The organism is Croceitalea dokdonensis DOKDO 023, from assembly GCF_001306415.1.
Taxonomy (GTDB): domain Bacteria; phylum Bacteroidota; class Bacteroidia; order Flavobacteriales; family Flavobacteriaceae; genus Croceitalea; species Croceitalea dokdonensis.
The window spans coordinates 125,758-142,492 of sequence record NZ_LDJX01000001.1 but is presented as its reverse complement, the minus strand read 5'-3'; the positions used below and the strand labels follow the sequence as shown (position 1 = coordinate 142,492).

Below are 16,735 nucleotides of genomic sequence, written 5' to 3'. Positions count from 1 at the left end.
ATTTACCCAATAATGGCAAATCAAGCTAATTTATGTTAAGATTACCAAGGAGATGGTGCAACCTAGGATCACATGGAAATGGCCTCAATTGTTTTTGAGCGTTGAATTTTACCCGTGGTAGTCTCAATGAATTTAGGAACAAAATAAACGGATTTTGGAACCTCATATTTAGAAATCGATTTGAGTGAACGAATGCCATTTAATACGTTTTCCTTATCCTCTTGGCCTTCTATGACTAAAATTAGTTTTTCACCCAACGCTGGGTCTGGCACGCCAGCAACAAAATACCGAGTCCCCAATACTGTAGCCAACTTGGATTCTATTTGTTCCGGTTGCAGTTTAATGCCTCCGGAATTGATGATATTATCAAAACGACCCAACCACTTAAAGGTATCTTGGTCCAGGATTTCAATCAAGTCGTTTGTACGAACGCTTGCATCGGACACGTTGGGTGCATCCACCACCAAGCATCCCCTGCCATCACTTTTAATGTTAACATTATCCATGACCTTAAAAACATCCTGATACTCCAAATTATCCTTAAAACCGTTAAGTTGTTTTGCTGCTATATGGGTAATGGTTTCCGTCATCCCATAAGTTTCATAACATAAAGCCGTAGTATTGGACAATTCCTGTTGCAAACGGTGTGGCACTGGTGCACCGCCAATAATGAGTTTCTTTAGCTGATGCAACCTTGGTAAGGACTGTTCTGCCTGTAATGGAACCATAGCGCAGAAATCATAGGGTTTAGAAATATGTTGGAGTGGATGGGAAGTTGGTTCAACCACATCCAACTCTAGCCCCAATACCATGGCCCTAACCAACATCATCTTACCTGCAATATAATCCGTAGGGAGACAAAGTAGGGCTGTATCCCCAGCCTTTAACCTAAAAAACGATGCTGTTGCCAACGCAGAATTGGCCATATACCGTTTCTTTAGCCGGATGGGTTTTGGAGTTCCTGTGGAACCAGAGGTGTTCACGATTATGGTATCCTTGGCATCAAACCAGTCCAACATGAAATCCCCTAAGGGCTTTTCAAAAGGCTTTCCTTCTTTTACTAAACTGTAGGCTATTTCACTTAAATGGCTCTTAGAAAATGACTGGCCGTTGAACTTAAACTGCGGATGTATTTTCATTTTCCAGAGCTAAAAATTCTTCTTTTGACCTCACTTTACCAGCTAGTTTCTCTGACCAATTGTTCCATTTGTAAAACTTGGAAAACAACAAAATAAGTAATGGGAAAATAACAAATACCGGCATTAAAACCTCAGTTAAAACAGCCGTTTCCGGTTCTTTTATATTTTTAAACAAGGCATCTGCCTGCAAAGCCCCCCAATCATAGGTTACCAATAAAACACCAAAAAGATTATTGGCAGCGTGAAATCCAAGGGCCAACTCCAAGCCTTCATCCATTAGGGTAATGATGCCTAAAAAGAATCCAGTGCCAATGTAATAGACCATAATTACATAACCTATCTTTCCTACCTCCGGATTGGCAATGTGCATTACCCCAAACAACACCGAAGTAACAATCAAGGGCAGCCAACGGTTTTTTACCCAAATACCCAAACCTTGCATGATATATCCCCTAAAAAGATACTCTTCAAAGCTTGTCTGCAATGGAATCAAAAAAACCGCAATGGGCAGGAGTATCAAAAACTTATTGAAATCAAAATTGGGCACATAGTCTTCTGGATTTAAATAAAATACATCCAGCAGCATCATTCCTGAGGTAAACACACCCCAAATGAAAAATGCCGTAAAAATACGTTTCCAGTCCACCGTTTTTCTCGCCGTAGTGAGTGAGGTTATGGACTGTGGATGTACAAACTTGGTCCAAAACAATAAAAATAAAAGTCCAAAAGCCAATATCCCCAAATTGATTACCAAGACCGTGTTCTTGCCTATTTGTTCGATTAACTGGTTCATCACCACATCCACAGGTTGATCCGAAAAAATAACCGTAATGTAGTTGATGACCATAAGTCCCAAAAACCCTACGGGAATCAATAAGTACTTCCAAAGCTGTAAATCGCCCCGATGTCCTTGTTCTATAAACATAATCCCTCAATTAAATTTGATTGCCAAGATAGGTGTTTTCTGTAATACAGTTTTCCGTTTGATACTTCCAAGGGACTGCCAAGGTTATTCGTGAACAGACTTCCTGTTCCCAAGCCTTGTGGCAATTTGTTCTGTAGCGTATAGGTCCATTGCGCAATAGCATTTAAACCTATATTGCTCTCTAAAGCACTGGTGACCCACCATTTAACATCCAAATCTTCCGCAAGGCTTATCCACTCCAGCGCTCCAGAAAAACCCCCAATAAGGCTTGGTTTTAATATAATGTATTGTGGTTGGGTCTTTACCAGTAATTCCCGTTTGCGTTCCTTCCCATAAATCCCAATCAGCTCCTCGTCCAAGGCTATGGGCAAGGAGGTGTTTTTACATAAAAGGGTCATTTGTTCCCATTGACCAACGGCAATGGGCTGTTCTATGCTGTGCAATTCCAGTTTGGACAGCTTATTAAGCTTATAAGCTGCTTCCTCTGGGCCAAATGCGCCATTGGCGTCTACCCTAAGTTCTATTTCCTTACTGGAAAACCGACTTCTTATACCTTCTAGCAACTTAAATTCCTTGTCAAAATCAATGGCACCAATCTTCAGTTTAATACAGGAAAAGCCAGAGGCAATCTTATCTTTAATCTGCTGGTGCATAAAGGTTTCACTGCCCATCCAGATTAATCCATTAATTGCTATGGGGCTTTCTTTTTGGATAAAGTTAGATGGAAATAGCTCAAAGGGAGTATTCGCATCCAAAGACATAAAAGCCTGCTCCAGTCCAAACTGTATGGATGGAAATTCCGTCAATTCTTGACATAGGAAGGCTAGACCTTGGCCTATATGTTTACATGCCCAGTTTAGTTTTGCTTCATAATCTGGCCGATCATCAATACTTAAACCCCTAAGGATACCACATTCCCCTATGCCATACTTTCCCTGTTTTTCCAGAATAACGAACCATGTCTCTTTTTGTCTAAGCACTCCGCGGGAGGTTCCACTGGGCCGTTTAAACTTTAAAATATACTTTTTGGCGTATGCCTTCATCCGTGGTAATGCTTTTTAACTAAGGATAAATTACTTTTTAAAATTGACTCAAAAAATAGGGTGGCAACCACCCTAGGAACAGATATCAAAATTACCCATATTTAGGACTATAACGCAACAATTGCCAGGATTTCAAAACAGTTTAGGAAAACTTAAAGGGAAATGCTAATTAGGGGGTCCTATTTAAAATCGAACCAAAACCTAACGCCTTCTTTGGATTTATCTATGTTGAGCTTTGATTGAAGTTGATTGACCAAGCGGTTGATCAAACGCAAGCCCATGGAACCATTGGTATTCTGGTCAAAATCCCCTGCAAGGCCTACCCCATTATCCGAATACTCAAAATACCCACGGTCGCCATTTTTTCTAAGATGAATGTAAATCTTACCATTCTCGTCACCATCTGGAAAGGCATATTTAAAAGTATTGGAAACCAATTCGTTCAATATGAGACCAAAAGGAATGGCGCGGTCAATATCCAATTCCGTACCCTCCGCATCTATGGTAATGTTAATGTTATGTCCGCCTTTTTTATAGACGGATTGGACACTGTTGATCAGGCTTTCTATATACCCTTGCATTTCTATAAAAGAAAGGTCATCATTCTGATAAAGTTTCTGATGTATCAGTGCCATGGCCTTAACCCTACTTTTACCCTCTTCCAAAGCTACAATGGCGGCCTTGCTCTTGGTGTTTCTGGTTTGTAGGCTTAAGAGGCTGGAAACCATCTGTAAATTGTTCTTTACCCGGTGGTGAATTTCCTTGAGCAATGAATCCTTTTCCCGTAGGGAGTTTTCTATCAGGTGTTTTTGTTCTGCAATCAATCGTTGGTTCTTGATACTTTTTACATAGGCAAAAACCAAGCCCGCAAATCCTAAAAGGATGAATACCAATGAAATATACACCAAAAAAATCCGTTCGTCCTTAGCTTGTATTTCATTTCTAAAACGTTCGTTTGCCAATTTCTGTTCCCGTATGAGCTTTCTGGAGTTATCAAGGTCAGACGTTCCTACAATAGCCACCAATTGCTGTTTTAAAACGGTATTTTCAATAGCGTTTAATGAGTCTGTAATGCGTTCATTTTTCTTGTAGTATTGTGCGGCACTTTTGTAATTCTCTATCTTGTCATAATAGGTGGCCAACAATTTGTTTAAAGAGATTTCTTGTTTAATGGTTTGGGGAGCTCTAATCCCTTCCAAGGTGTTTTTAGCGGTTTTGTTATTATCTAATTGGAGGTGTGCTTCTGCAAAATAAAGGGCATTATCTACCAATTGTCCCTTAAAGGTATCGCCCACATAGGTTTTTAACTTGTCCGAGCTATTTTGTAATAAGGAAATTGCCTCTAGATACTCTTTTTGCTTTACGTAGCACTGACCTATATGACCTTCAATCTCTGCCTTTAAAAACTCGCTTTCAAAAATATCTTTTTGGGTCTTCACCTCAGAGATATCGTTTACGTATACCTCTAAATAACCCAAGGCTTTTTTAAATTCGTTAATCGCCGTTGAGGGTGATTCGTCCAATTTTAAAAACTGGCCCACCTTATTATGGTGTTTGGCCTTAGCAAAAACGTCTCCGTCCGGTATGGTGGTGCCCACGGTGCGGATATATTCTTTCATAGCCTTACGGTAAAGCCCCATATTGGCATAAATATCATAAAAGCTAACTTCCTCTATGATGCCCCTATCCCTCATTGCTTCCCTTGCCTCTATCTGTTTATCGTAAAGTTGAAGCTTTCCATAGTTTTCATCAAGCAAGATAAGTGCACGTTTGGATAAGACATTGTTTACCGTATCATTCACGGCCATCACTTCTTTGGCCAATGCCACGCTCTTATCAAAATCCCCAATATCATTATAGAGTTGGGACTGCATGAGTTGGTAACTTAACATGGCGGAAGTATCCTGTATTTTTTTTGCGCTATCCAGGTAAACGTTCACAGTCTCCAACCAATCGTATGCAGAATTTACGGAATACCTGTTTGGAGTGACGTAAAAAGAAGTTGCCCTTGCATTTAGGTCCGGTGCCCTCTTAAATTTTTCTAGGGCGGATATGCCTATGCTATCTTTCTGGGCTAGCAGGGTAAGGGAAGAGGTGGTGAAAAACAATGCACAAGTAAAAACCTTAAGCATTGATTTAATTTCCATCTTGATTATTTTATTGCTATTCATCTTCAAAACGCCTAATACGTATAAATATTATCAAAAAAAAGACCATACAGACTTCCATATGGTCTTTTTGAATAGCATTGTAGTAGGTTTACAAGATTGGGGTCTTGAATTTAATTCAAAGGTATAGTGTACCTAAAAACGCTAATGGAAATTGTTGTGAAACTTCCCATTTATGTTGTGAAAATTAAAATGATATTGGCGAATATGCTTTTTATCGATGTTTTGTGTTTTTCGTCGACAACAAAACATCCATCGAATCCTAACCGAGCAAAAAAAAACATATCAAACCTTGATATGCTTTTAACTATCAATTAAACGTATTGCTATGAGTTCATGGAAGAAATGATAAATTCCTTAAAATCCTTGGATATGGGGATAAGGGTATTGTTTATCATGATATCCTTTGAATTTATGGCATCTATATGGTCCACATTAACAATGTAAGACTTGTGCGCCCTGTAGAATTTGTTTTTTGGTAATTTTTCCAAATAATCCTTTAAAGGAGATCGTACCAGAAACTTCTTATCTACGGTGTTCACTTCTAAATAGACATTATCTGCTTTAATAAATTGGATATCCCCAAATTGAATCCGGTAATACAAATGTTGTTTTTTAACAAAGATAGAATCCTTTAATACGGAGTTGGACATAAAGGCATCACCGTCTGCACTGGCACCCATATCCTTGCTTTCCGATTTCTTGGAGTAGTTAAAATTTGAAAGGGCAATCTCTATGGACGTATACAAATCTTGCTGCTCAAAAGGTTTTACCAAATAACCATCTGGTTTTACCGTTTTAGCATTCTCCACCGTTGCCTTGTCTGAGTTGGAAGTAACAAAAATAAAAGGAATATTGTAATGTTCACGTATATGCTTACCAAGGTCTATTCCCGTTTTGTCCGAGGCTAAAATGATGTCGATAAGCACTAAATCAACATGATTGTTCTTTAACACCTCTATTGCCTGCTCGTAAACAATAACATTGTCAACGACTTCATAACCAATCTCTTCCAACATGGATTGCATGTCATCTGCAATAATAACATTATCCTCGACAATAAGTATTTTAATGGGATGTTCCAAAATTAGTTTGGTTTTAGTTTTTACTAAAAAATAAATTTACAAAAAATAATTTAGTGTAATATAGAACGTGAGTGCAAGGAAAAAAGTACTTAATGCCAATTTTTTTAATTCCTTATCCAATAATCTCGGATCGTTTGTTTTGACTACTGTAGCCAAGTGCCATAAAATAGGTGTAAATGCAATTAGATATGATGCGTCCCATATGTCCTTAGCCGTGCCTATCGCGTATACGATAAAACTTACTGCGCTGAATCCCAAAAGGCAATAATGGTATTTTTTTCCTGCTGCGAAACCCATTTTCACCACCAAAGTGCGTTTGCCGTGCCTCTTGTCCGACTCCATATCCCTAAGATTGTTTAAATTGAGTACCCCTACACACAACAAGCCTACCCCAATGGCAGGAAAGACATCCAATACCTCTAAGTGTTTGGTAAATAAAAACGTTGTCCCCATGACGCCCAACAGCCCAAAGAACAGAAAAACAAAAACATCGCCTAATCCCTGATAACCATAAGGTGTATCCCCCATGGTGTATTTTATGGCAGCCCAAATACTAAAACCACCAAACAACAGAAATAGGATGAGCAACTTTAACTGCTGCATTCCAAAGGCCTGAATCACTACGGCCACGGTAAGCAATACGCTAACGGATATACTGAGCAAGATGCCCCTAAATAACTGATTTTTTGTTAGGTTACCGCTTTGCAGGGCACGCATTGGCCCTATACGATCGTTGGCATCCGTTCCCTTGATTCCATCCCCGTAATCATTGGCAAAATTTGAGGTAACCTGAAACGCAATGGTGGTTAGGATAGCCAACCAAAAAGTGGTCACGTCAAAAGCCCCTTTTGCTGTAGCCAAAGCAGCACCAACCACGATGCCCGATATGGAAAGTGGAAGGGTCCTTAATCTGGCTGCACTTACCCAGGCTTTTACTGTTTTCAAACTACGGATTAGTTAGATGGCTCAATCCTTAACCGTTTCCCATCTTTATAAGAGGCCACAAAAGCATCATTAAAACCCATTTGCACCAATTGCTTTCTAAAAGACTGTGCTTCCTCCAATGTTTCAAAAGCACCAAGGGAATAGGCATAGAAAGGGTTGGTTTTAACAAACATGGTATTGGTCAGGGATTCCGAGGCCAGTGTAGCGTTATTTTCCACAAAAGACTTTACCTGAACAGAGTATATTTTTTCTTTTTCAATAAACTTTTTGGCCAAATAGAATTCCTTCACCAAGCTCAATTCCTCATTCTGCGCCTTAAGATTGTCTATTCTATTTCTAAAGGTGTCAATACTATCAATAGCCTCTGCCAGTGTTTCTTGCCCCCTAAAATTGTTGGAGGTACGTAAGCCTGAATAGAAGGAATATATTCCAAAAACGGCCAAAAGCACCGTAATGGCGACACCAGCAAAAATATTTCTTTGGACACGTATTTTTTTGAGGTCTTTGTTCTTGTACTTGATTTGGTCCAAAAGGCGTTCATTGATAATTTGGGATTTCTCAATATCCTTGTGTAAATCCAATAAATCGTTTTCTTCTATAAAGGGCATATAATTTCTTTTAGAACAATGAAATGGTTGAAAGATAATGATTTACCACACCAATCTATCCAATACAAAAGTAAAAGTTTTGCGCTTAGAAAAAAATCTAAAAACGGTCTTTATCGTTCAACGTTCCGTAAGCCAAGAAAATGAAATTTAAACTAGGTTTATCCCATTTTCTTGAATTTCGATTTTGCGTTCCTTGTATAGCACGCCAACGCCTTTTTTAAAAGCCTTTTTACTCATTTTAAGTTGATTTCTAATATCCTCCGGCGCAGATTTATCATGTAGGGGTAAAAATCCGTTGGCTTTCACCAGCGCAGCAAGAATGGTTGCAGCAGTACCTTCCAACATCGCTGCACCTATCGGTGCCAATGCAACATCAATTTTAAAATCTGGCCTTACGTTTTTCACGTAACCGGTTAAAGACTTACCAACAGCCAGGTCCTGGTGGTTGTCACTATGAAAAATAAGACCTTTATAAGCGTTGTCCACAATGACCTCCCAGCCTAAATCCGTATGCCTACTTACCAAAAGGGACACTTGGTCGTTAGGCGTTAAGGTAGTCTCTTCATTCTTAAAAAATCGGTCTATTTTGGCAGAACCCACTAGTCTAAAGGTTTTGTCGTCTAGATAGCAGTGTACAATATAGCGCCTTCCTTGTTCCATTTTTACACGCTGCTCACTAAACGGCACCAAAAGATGTTTTTCAAGACCCCAATCTAAAAATGCGCCTATCTGGTTGACTTCGGCCACTTTTAAAAACGCAAAACCATTTCTCTTTATTTCAGGTTTTAAGGTGGTTGCAACTGGTCGCTCCTGATGGTCCAAATAACAAAACACGGTAATTACCTCATCTAATTGAATATTTTCCGGTACGTATTTATTGGGCAGAAGAATTTCTGTGCCCTCGTCATCCGATAAAAATAAACCTACACTAGTACTCCTATCTACTCTTAAATCATTATAATTACCTAATTGTATCATGCTACGGTTTAAGCTTTGCACCTCAAAATTGAATAAAAAAAACCGCCCTAAAAATTTTAGGACGGTTTATTTGATGTTTTCAACTCTTTAATTGTAAACAGACTCTTTGCCAAAATGCTTTGCCAACTGGTAATAAATTACCGCCCTGTGCTTGTTTTTTTCTGATTTACCATATTTCTCTATCACCGAGTTAATGGCTTCCATTAAGGCTGGGCTGTCTGCCAAACCTAATTTTTTCATTAAAAAGTTCTTTTTTACCGTTTCCAATTCCTTATCATCACTACCAGAAACTTTTGATGCGTCCAAATTGTATATTGCTGGACCCAAACCTACGGCTACTTTGTTCAACAAATCCATATCAGGCGTTTCACCAAACTTGCTTTTGATATCCTCGGCATACTTTGCCACTAATTCGTCTCTTTTACTCATAATTGTCAGTGTTCTAGATTAATGTTCATTGTGTCTAAGATATGAAATCAAAATAACCAAGCAAAATTTTATCATTGATCTTTCTGGGCGTAAAGATTTCCAAGACCTTTGGGTAATCGGACTCGTCGTAAAACGTATGTAAAGCATCTCTTAGGGACGTAGTATCATTTGCACTTTTATACATTAGCCCAAATTGCTTACAAAGGTGATAGGCATTTGTGCTCTGAACGGTTTCAAAATAAGTTTCAAAGGTATCCGAGCCATCGTTCCCCGGTAAAATCCGAAAAATACCGCCACCACTGTTATTTATGATTATGATACGAAAGTCCTTTCGTAAATAGGAGTTCCAAAGTGCGTTACTATCGTAAAAAAAACTGAGGTCGCCAGAAATCAAAACGGTAGGGTTGCTATCATAAATAGCTCCCCCAACAGCCGTAGAGGTAGAGCCGTCAATCCCGCTTGTTCCCCGGTTACAAAAAACACCTAGGGTAGGGTTCATATCAAACAGTTGGGCATAGCGCACTGTAGAACTATTGGCCAGGTGCACCTGGTACTTGTCCGGGATAGTGCTTAAGAGTATATCAAAAACCAAAAAGTCTGAGAACCCAATTTGTTTTAAGTACGCGGCACGCTTACGTTCATAGTTGCGCTTTACTTGGTGCCATTGCTTAAAATAATCACTTTGCGAATTATCCGTCTCTGAAAGAAGAATTTTCAACATAGCGTTGGGGTTGGTCCTAAAGTGTTTTGACAAACAAAAGTAGGTGTCCAATGCCTTCATCCCATCTATATGCCAATGCTGTTTTGGGGTATAGTTGCGCAAGAATGCCTTCACCTTTTTGGACACCACCAAACCTCCAAAAGTTAATAGAATATCGGGCTGTAATTCCTTAAACAGTTTGTGTTGATGTTCCGACTTTTCTATGGGAAAAATAATACTGTCAATACTCGGAAAAAAATTTGGGTGATGTAAATTGGAGGTGGTTTCCGTAAAAACCACCACGGAAGCGTCATTGCCCAACCGCTCAATTAATTCTCTCTCAATCGTGTTTGGATGATTTACCCCTACCAAAACCATTTTCTTCCCTGCTTTACGCCATAGTTGTTTTAAGGAGCCTAAGTCTTCCTCAAAACCCAGTGGTTCTTGACTTGTTATTTTAGTGTCGGCGGAATTAAAATCTAAATGTTCTCCCTCTTCCAAATCATACAAAGGCTCTTCAAAAGGAACATTGATATGAACGGGTAGCTTGCTCATAAAGGCAACATTAAAGGCCTGGTTCAATTCCTTCCTGTTGTACCTTTCAATTTTGGACTGCCCAGTTTGCAATAAATAGGGTGCATACCGTTCTATCCGCCCTACCGCATGGGAAACATCTAATTTAAGGTTTGCAGAATACCCAATATGTCTTTGAAAAACATTATCCTGGCGTATGGTCTGGCCATCACCAACATCAATTTTATAAGGTGGCCTATCTGCTGAAATCACAATCAAGGGGATTGTACTGTAGAAAGCTTCCGCTATCGCTGGGTAATAATTGAGTAGGGCACTTCCGGAGGTACAAACCAGTGCCACCGGACGCTTTTGCTGTTGGGACATGCCCAAAGCAAAGAATGCCGCACTACGTTCATCCACGATACTGTAACAGTTGAAAAATGTATTTTTTGAAAAACTTAAGGTCAACGGCGCATTTCTAGAGCCAGGGGAAATGACAATATCACGGATACCCTTGGACTTACAAGCGGCAACGACCATTTTGGCGGAAGGAATAACGGATTGCTTCATGCATTGCAAAAGTACGAACAAGACCCAGTATATAATCCCTCTTTAAAGGAGACTTAACATGGTTTTACTTTTGTTTTGGGTTTCCAACCATTCCTGCAAAGGGTCAGACTCCTCGGTAATACCACCACCGACATAAATTTTTATAGATTTCCCATGCACTTGCATGCACCGCAGGTTAACAAAAAGATGGGCACTACCGTCTAAGTCCAATTCCCCAAGAAAACCGGTGTAAAATTCCCGATCATACGCTTCTTCCTTTTGTATAAAATCCCGCGCGGCTTCTTTAGGCAAACCACAGACCGCAGAGGTGGGATGGATTTTAGTTACAATTTCGGCAAGGGATGAGGTTGGTGCCAACTTTCCGGAAATATCCGTTTTTAAATGCCATAAATTTCCTGCTCTGGAGGTTTTTGTTGCTGAAACCTGCATATTGCTTAAATGGTCCGTAAGCTGATCGTAAAGAAAATCAGTTACCATTTGTTGCTCTTTAATTTCCTTTGTTCCCCACTGGGGAGCTTCATTGTGCGTATAAGGCAAGGTACCTGCCAGTGCCGTGGTTTTAAAATTTTGATGTTCCACCGCTACCAAGCGTTCTGGGGTAGCCCCAAGCCACATACCCACTTTTGGATGGTACCATAGGTAACAAAATGCGTTGGAATAGGAATTCAAGGCTTTGGAAAATATAGCGATAGCATCACACACGATATCCAAGTTTACAGTGCGCGAAACCACTACTTTTTGGAACTGACCGTCTTGGATACCATTAATCGCTTTTTCCACCAAGGCAATATGCTTCTTCTTTCCTACCTCTGTCAGTGGGATTCCATTATTTTCTGGGGTGGCTTTGGAGGGTTGCCAATTGGCAACCATAAAGTGATCTTTAGGTATAAGCACATTGGTTTTGTTACTATTAAAAGGGGCAAATACAAAACCCGCAGCTTTTAAATCCGGGGTTTGTAGCAATTCCTGATTATTTTGAAAAATCCCTTGCACCGTCTTCCCGTTTGGCCTTCTAAAGAGTACAAAGGGAAGTTCCTTCTGCAAGTGTTCCCCTGCCCTAGTCAACAGCTGGCGTAATTCATTTCTTTTTGGGAAGTGCAATAGTTGTTAGTTTACAGTTAGAAATCAACTCCCCATTTTCATTGGTCACCTTAATTTCCCAAAGTTGGGTAGTTCTCCCTTTATGGATAATTGCTGCCTTGGCATACACAAAACCTTCCTTTATCCCTTTAACATGATTGGCAGAAATTTCCAGTCCCCTGATAAAGAATTCATTTCCATCCAAAAAAATGTAAGAGGCTGCACTGCCAACACTTTCTGCCAAGGCCACGGTTGCGCCGCCATGGAGCACCCCATCTGGTTGATATACTTTGGGGCCAACAGGCATGCGAGCAGTTAAAAAATTCTCGCCAACATCCACATATTCAATATCCAAAGTTTCCATTAACGTACCTTTTGATACTTGGTTACAGACTTGCAGAATTTTCCCTTTATGTGCTTCCATAGCTATTTTTAACAAGAATTTTGTTCACCGATGACCTCCTAAACAGGCATGGGGCCGGTTATGGCTGATTAAAAACCATTTCACGCTTTGCCCTAATTTTTAGTAAAATTACGTATTCCTAATACAACTCTGGCCATATCCCTATCCAGTTTCCCTTTATCAACACCTAAGAAAGTGTATGGGAACCTTGAAGCGTTCCGTAATGCTGTTTACCTTTGTATATGCAATCAAAACAAAAGCAGGTCTCTTATGTAAATTACCAACCATACGAAACACTGAACCGTCTTACGGATAGCACGGAAAACATTTGGGTTATTTTTCATGGGATGGGGTATTTAAGTCGGTATTTCTTGCGCTACTTTAAGGATTTTGATGAAAGTAAGAACTATTTTATCGCTCCTCAGGCTCCCTCCAAATATTATTTAAAAGAGGATTTTAAACATGTAGGGGCCAGTTGGCTCACCAAAGAAAACAGCGCGAAGGAAACCGTTAATATACTACATTATTTAGACGCTGTTTGGAAGCAGGAAGCCCTGCCCCAACCTACTAAACATCTTATACTATTTGGATTTTCCCAAGGGGTTTCCATAGCATTGCGATGGTGTGTGGCTAAACAAATACCGTGTGAAACCTTAATATTGTACGCTGGAGGAATTCCAGAGGAACTTACCAAGGAAGAAGTAGCCTTCCTCATACAGAGTAATACTAAGGTTTATTTTATTTATGGCGATGAGGATGAGTATATTACGCCAAAACGGCTGGAGCATCAAAAAACAAGGATTAAAGGGCTATTTTTAGGCCACGCCAACATTAGATATTTCAAGGGGAGCCATGAAATGAAACCGGAACTTATCCGGGAATTAGTGTAGTTAGTTTTCCTCTGTGGCAGGGTCCTCTTGAAAATAGGTGATGATTCTGGAAACATAAGTGTTCTCTGGGGCAACAATTTTTTTTACCCAATTTTTGTAGGGGGAATCATCAAACTGAAATACATATTCCTTTACCGATTTTGCTTTACCCTTGTGAACAATGTTTTTGGATAGCACCCCTGCTGCGTTGTATTGAAACTCCAATCTTTCACTTGGAGCAAATTGTTTAGACCCTGTATCAAACAAAAATAACTGCTTGGACAATATTTTACCCTTTTCATCATGTTCCGTTTCTACAGCCGTGCTTGGTTTACCGTCCAAAAATTCCTTGACCAACGTTATTGTGATTTTTTCTTTATTCTTGTTGATTTTAGTTGACTTTCTTACCGTTTGAATCAATATTCCGTTTTCAAAGGTAGACTTGGTACTTTCGCCTTTGAGTTGGGTATATTCAATTTTGGTTTCGTCCACAGCATTTTGGTGTGACGTAACCACACGTTCCACATCCCCATCCTCATTTAAATAATACCGTTGTTCCTCAAAAAATTCTTTATCCAAAGAGATGATTTTTTCTTTGATTACCTTTCCTTTTGAACTATCGATTTCAAACAAGTTTACCATAGAACTGCTGGGATCCAAGACCCCGTCCTTATAACTCTCCAAACGTTTTTCCATTAAATACCCCCCGCTGTATTTGTAAAGGGTGATATCACTATCGGACTCGTTATATTTGGTGGTAGATTTTATTAGTAAACCAGATGGGCTAAACTCAAATATTTCCCTTCCGTAACTCTGCACCACGGTACACATTTTTACGGGGCCCTTAAGATCAAAATCCGATACTTTAAATATGGCAAGTTCCTGTGTTTGTCCTTCATTAAAAAGAAAACAGACCACAAGAAACGCAGTGATGTAATTAGCTCTAAACATACCGTAAAATTACTAGGAATGTTCCCAACAAAAAACAAATATGGAGCCAAATTTTTCTAAGCGTACTAAGTTTAAAATTTACGTTCTGGACAAAATGGCGAAACATCCATTATAGGTGTGCTATCAGACAACAAATCACTTACTATTTTTCCGGTGACGGGTCCTAGGCTCCAACCCATCATAGCATGTCCGGTAGCAATGATAATATTCTGGCTTCTGCTTATTTTTCCTACGTAAGGCAATCCATCAGGACTCACAGGCCTTAAACCACACTGGGCCCCTTCTTTTTCCGCCGCGGTTATTTTTAACCCCCTATAAAAGCTTTCGGCACCATTGGCTATGGCATTTACGCGTTCCTTTCTAATATGATGGTTGATACCTGAAAACTCCATGGTACCGGCAAACCGGGTATAAGAACGCATAGGGGTAACTGCCATTTTTGCTTCCATAAGTATAGCGGGCATGGTAATACCGGTCTCCTGATGGGAGTTAATATTATAGCCTTTGCCAGCTTCAAGCAACATCTTAAGCCCTAATTTTTTTGTTAATTTGGAAGACCAAGATCCCGCGGCAAGAACAATGGCCTCTGCTTTATACTCCGCATCAGAGGTTTTCACAATCGCATGCTTTCCTGGGTCGATAGCCACCACTTCCTGACCTTTTAAGATGCTTACCCCTTGCTCTATAAGATACGCTTTCATCCTTTCCATAAACAGATTGGGGGTAGAATGGGCATCACATTCATAATGAATGGCCCCTTTGGCATTGAATTCCACCTTGGGCTCTATTCTTTTTAATGCTTGGACATCCAACTCTTTGACATCCAGTCCTAAAAATTTTGCCCTTTCGGCAACCATGAGTTCATGGTCCCGTTCCTTATTGGTTTGGTAGACCATCAAAAGACCTTTTCGTTCTAGATGAAAATCCCCCAAATCCTTGGAAGCTTTTATATCCATAAACAATTCCCTACTTAGGATATTGAGTTCTTTGATTACCGGAATGGCTTTGTCTACATGGGCTGTAGTGGAGGATTTTTTAAACGCCAAAGCCCATTTAAAGAAATCGATATCCCAGCGGGGCTTCATATAAAACGGGCTGGATGCATTGAACATATATTTTAGGCCCATGGAAATCATCCCGGGCTGGGCCATAGGAATAATATGGCTTGGTGTGAGGTAGCCGGCATTCACATAGGAAGCACCAGAGTCCATACGGGACTTATCTAAAACAGTGACCTGGTTACCCGCCTTACGTAAATAATAAGCACTACAGAGACCTACAATCCCCCCTCCTATGATTATCACCTTTTTAGACATATTAGATAACTTGAAATCCGTGGGCATAAGGATCATCCTCAGTATCAATGGTAATGGTATTCTTGCCGTACACTTTTGCCCAGCCCTTTATACTGGGAACAATAGCACTTATGCCATCAATAGTTGTTTCTGCCTCTACCCTACCTGTAAACGTGGAGCCAATATAACTTTCGTGCACATAATCTGTATGCATCGGTAACTTGCCTTTTGCATACAATTGGGCCAATCTGGCAGAGGTCCCCGTTCCGCAAGGGCTCCTATCAATGGCCTTGTCTCCGTAAAATACCGCATTCCGTCCAGAGGAGGTGGAGTTTAAAGGATTGCCCGTCCACATAAGGTGCGAAACATCACGAATAGAGCTATTTTCTGGATGTATAAACTTTGATGGATAGTTTTCATTGATGCGTTTTCTAATTTCCTTGGATAGTTGAACCAACTTGGTAGCAGAAAAATCATGAACCCCAGAAAAATTAGGTTGCGGGTCGATTATAGCATAAAAATTTCCGCCATAAGAAACATCAAACGTTAACTCCCCTAGCTCCGGACAATTAATTATTAAGCCGGTTGCGGCCAAGTAACTCTTTACATTGGTAAGCTTTACCCAAACTACCTTATCATTTTCCGTGGCGTATTCAATTTCTACCAAGCCGGCTGGGGTTTCCAAACGAACAAAACCGGGCTTTTTTGGTTTTAAGACACCTTCCTGAATGGCAATGGTAATGGTTCCTATGGTTCCATGCCCGCACATGGGCAGACAACCACTGGTCTCTATAAACAGTACGGCAACATCATTTTTTACATCATGTGCGGGATAGAGCATGCTTCCGCTCATCATATCATGTCCGCGAGGCTCAAACATAAGTCCGGTGCGGATCCAGTCATATTCCTTCAAGAAATGAAGTCTTTTTTCATTCATATTGGCTCCCATTAATTCTGGAGCACCGCTCACCACCAACCGCACTGGGTTTCCGCAGGTATGCCCATCAATACATTCAAAGACATGTTTTGCCATA

The 16,735-nt window shown here is 40.1% G+C and carries 16 protein-coding genes; 1 reads left to right on the top strand and 15 read right to left on the bottom strand.

All coding sequences use genetic code 11. The features are described from left to right. Positions 1-68 precede the first annotated feature (68 nt). The 12 genes from I595_RS00585 to I595_RS00530 all read right to left on the bottom strand — a co-directional run bounded on the left by I595_RS00585 (position 69) and on the right by I595_RS00530 (position 12,607). Positions 69-1,139, bottom strand: a complete 1,071-nt coding sequence (locus tag I595_RS00585) for an AMP-binding protein (RefSeq protein WP_054557448.1) — start codon at positions 1,137-1,139, stop codon at positions 69-71. Further along, positions 1,117-2,064, bottom strand: a complete 948-nt coding sequence (locus tag I595_RS00580; RefSeq protein ID WP_054557447.1) for a CPBP family intramembrane glutamic endopeptidase — start codon at positions 2,062-2,064, stop codon at positions 1,117-1,119. The genes I595_RS00585 and I595_RS00580 overlap by 23 nt, the downstream gene beginning before the upstream one ends. Next, positions 2,055-3,107 carry an o-succinylbenzoate synthase gene (locus I595_RS00575; RefSeq protein ID WP_054557446.1) on the bottom strand — a complete coding sequence of 351 codons (1,053 nt, stop codon included), beginning with the start codon at positions 3,105-3,107 and terminating at the stop codon, positions 2,055-2,057. Before I595_RS00575 ends, I595_RS00580 begins: the two co-directional genes overlap by 10 nt. A gap of 179 nt (positions 3,108-3,286) precedes the next feature. After that, a complete protein-coding gene (locus tag I595_RS00570) occupies positions 3,287-5,254 on the bottom strand; it encodes a tetratricopeptide repeat-containing sensor histidine kinase (protein WP_054557992.1) in 1,968 nt (655 codons plus the stop codon). Positions 5,255-5,601: 347 nt separating this feature from the next. Further along, a complete protein-coding gene (locus I595_RS00565; protein ID WP_054557445.1) occupies positions 5,602-6,360 on the bottom strand; it encodes a LytR/AlgR family response regulator transcription factor in 759 nt (252 codons plus the stop codon). A 36-nt stretch (positions 6,361-6,396) separates the two neighbouring features. Beyond that, positions 6,397-7,305 carry a 1,4-dihydroxy-2-naphthoate octaprenyltransferase gene (gene menA, locus I595_RS00560; RefSeq protein WP_054557444.1) on the bottom strand — a complete coding sequence of 303 codons (909 nt, stop codon included), beginning with the start codon at positions 7,303-7,305 and terminating at the stop codon, positions 6,397-6,399. 8 nt (positions 7,306-7,313) lie between these two features. Then, positions 7,314-7,913: an SPOR domain-containing protein gene (locus tag I595_RS00555; RefSeq protein WP_054557443.1), complete on the bottom strand. Its 600-nt coding sequence runs from the start codon at positions 7,911-7,913 to the stop codon at positions 7,314-7,316. Between the two features lie 147 nt (positions 7,914-8,060). Continuing rightward, entirely contained in the window at positions 8,061-8,891 is an 831-nt protein-coding gene (locus I595_RS00550) for a CvfB family protein (protein WP_054557442.1), read from the bottom strand. Between the two features lie 87 nt (positions 8,892-8,978). After that, the gene (locus I595_RS00545; RefSeq protein ID WP_054557441.1) at positions 8,979-9,320 is read right to left on the bottom strand and encodes a DUF2853 family protein; all 342 of its coding nucleotides are present in this window, start codon (positions 9,318-9,320) and stop codon (positions 8,979-8,981) included. Positions 9,321-9,354: 34 nt separating this feature from the next. After that, complete coding sequence (gene menD / locus I595_RS00540) at positions 9,355-11,103, bottom strand: 2-succinyl-5-enolpyruvyl-6-hydroxy-3-cyclohexene-1-carboxylic-acid synthase (RefSeq protein ID WP_054557440.1); 1,749 nt, start codon at positions 11,101-11,103, stop codon at positions 9,355-9,357. A 42-nt stretch (positions 11,104-11,145) separates the two neighbouring features. Further along, positions 11,146-12,204 (bottom strand): isochorismate synthase, encoded by a 1,059-nt coding sequence (locus tag I595_RS00535; RefSeq protein ID WP_157449608.1) that lies wholly within the window; start codon positions 12,202-12,204, stop codon positions 11,146-11,148. Continuing rightward, on the bottom strand, positions 12,182-12,607 hold the full coding sequence (locus I595_RS00530; RefSeq protein ID WP_054557439.1) for a PaaI family thioesterase: 426 nt from the start codon (positions 12,605-12,607) through the stop codon (positions 12,182-12,184). The genes I595_RS00535 and I595_RS00530 overlap by 23 nt, the downstream gene beginning before the upstream one ends. A gap of 221 nt (positions 12,608-12,828) precedes the next feature. Here I595_RS00530 and I595_RS00525 point away from each other — a divergent pair, with 221 nt between their 5' ends. Further along, positions 12,829-13,476, top strand: coding sequence for an alpha/beta hydrolase (locus tag I595_RS00525; RefSeq protein ID WP_054557438.1), 648 nt, complete (start codon positions 12,829-12,831; stop codon positions 13,474-13,476). On the opposite strand, the gene I595_RS00520 is transcribed toward I595_RS00525, so the two are convergent. From I595_RS00520 to I595_RS00510, 3 genes are all read right to left on the bottom strand, one after another. After that, positions 13,477-14,406: a hypothetical protein gene (locus I595_RS00520; RefSeq protein ID WP_054557437.1), complete on the bottom strand. Its 930-nt coding sequence runs from the start codon at positions 14,404-14,406 to the stop codon at positions 13,477-13,479. A 71-nt stretch (positions 14,407-14,477) separates the two neighbouring features. Further along, positions 14,478-15,722, bottom strand: a complete 1,245-nt coding sequence (locus tag I595_RS00515; RefSeq protein WP_054557436.1) for an NAD(P)/FAD-dependent oxidoreductase — start codon at positions 15,720-15,722, stop codon at positions 14,478-14,480. A gap of 1 nt (position 15,723) precedes the next feature. Next, positions 15,724-16,734, bottom strand: coding sequence for a 4-hydroxyproline epimerase (locus I595_RS00510; RefSeq protein WP_054557435.1), 1,011 nt, complete (start codon positions 16,732-16,734; stop codon positions 15,724-15,726). Position 16,735 lies beyond the last annotated feature (1 nt).

Excerpts from the sequence above, each read along its gene's own strand:
- I595_RS00585 (WP_054557448.1), bottom strand. The coding sequence starts at position 1,139 with ATGAAAATACATCCGCAGTTTAAGTTCAACGGCCAGTCATTTTCTAAG.
- I595_RS00580 (WP_054557447.1), bottom strand. The coding sequence starts at position 2,064 with ATGTTTATAGAACAAGGACATCGGGGCGATTTACAGCTTTGGAAGTAC.
- I595_RS00575 (WP_054557446.1), bottom strand. The coding sequence starts at position 3,107 with ATGAAGGCATACGCCAAAAAGTATATTTTAAAGTTTAAACGGCCCAGT.
- I595_RS00570 (WP_054557992.1), bottom strand. The coding sequence starts at position 5,254 with ATGGAAATTAAATCAATGCTTAAGGTTTTTACTTGTGCATTGTTTTTC.
- I595_RS00555 (WP_054557443.1), bottom strand. The coding sequence starts at position 7,913 with ATGCCCTTTATAGAAGAAAACGATTTATTGGATTTACACAAGGATATT.
- I595_RS00550 (WP_054557442.1), bottom strand. The coding sequence starts at position 8,891 with ATGATACAATTAGGTAATTATAATGATTTAAGAGTAGATAGGAGTACT.
- I595_RS00545 (WP_054557441.1), bottom strand. The coding sequence starts at position 9,320 with ATGAGTAAAAGAGACGAATTAGTGGCAAAGTATGCCGAGGATATCAAA.
- menD (WP_054557440.1), bottom strand. The coding sequence starts at position 11,103 with ATGAAGCAATCCGTTATTCCTTCCGCCAAAATGGTCGTTGCCGCTTGT.
- I595_RS00530 (WP_054557439.1), bottom strand. The coding sequence starts at position 12,607 with ATGGAAGCACATAAAGGGAAAATTCTGCAAGTCTGTAACCAAGTATCA.
- I595_RS00525 (WP_054557438.1), top strand. The coding sequence starts at position 12,829 with ATGCAATCAAAACAAAAGCAGGTCTCTTATGTAAATTACCAACCATAC.
- I595_RS00520 (WP_054557437.1), bottom strand. The coding sequence starts at position 14,406 with ATGTTTAGAGCTAATTACATCACTGCGTTTCTTGTGGTCTGTTTTCTT.
- I595_RS00515 (WP_054557436.1), bottom strand. The coding sequence starts at position 15,722 with ATGTCTAAAAAGGTGATAATCATAGGAGGGGGGATTGTAGGTCTCTGT.
- I595_RS00510 (WP_054557435.1), bottom strand. The coding sequence starts at position 16,734 with ATGGCAAAACATGTCTTTGAATGTATTGATGGGCATACCTGCGGAAAC.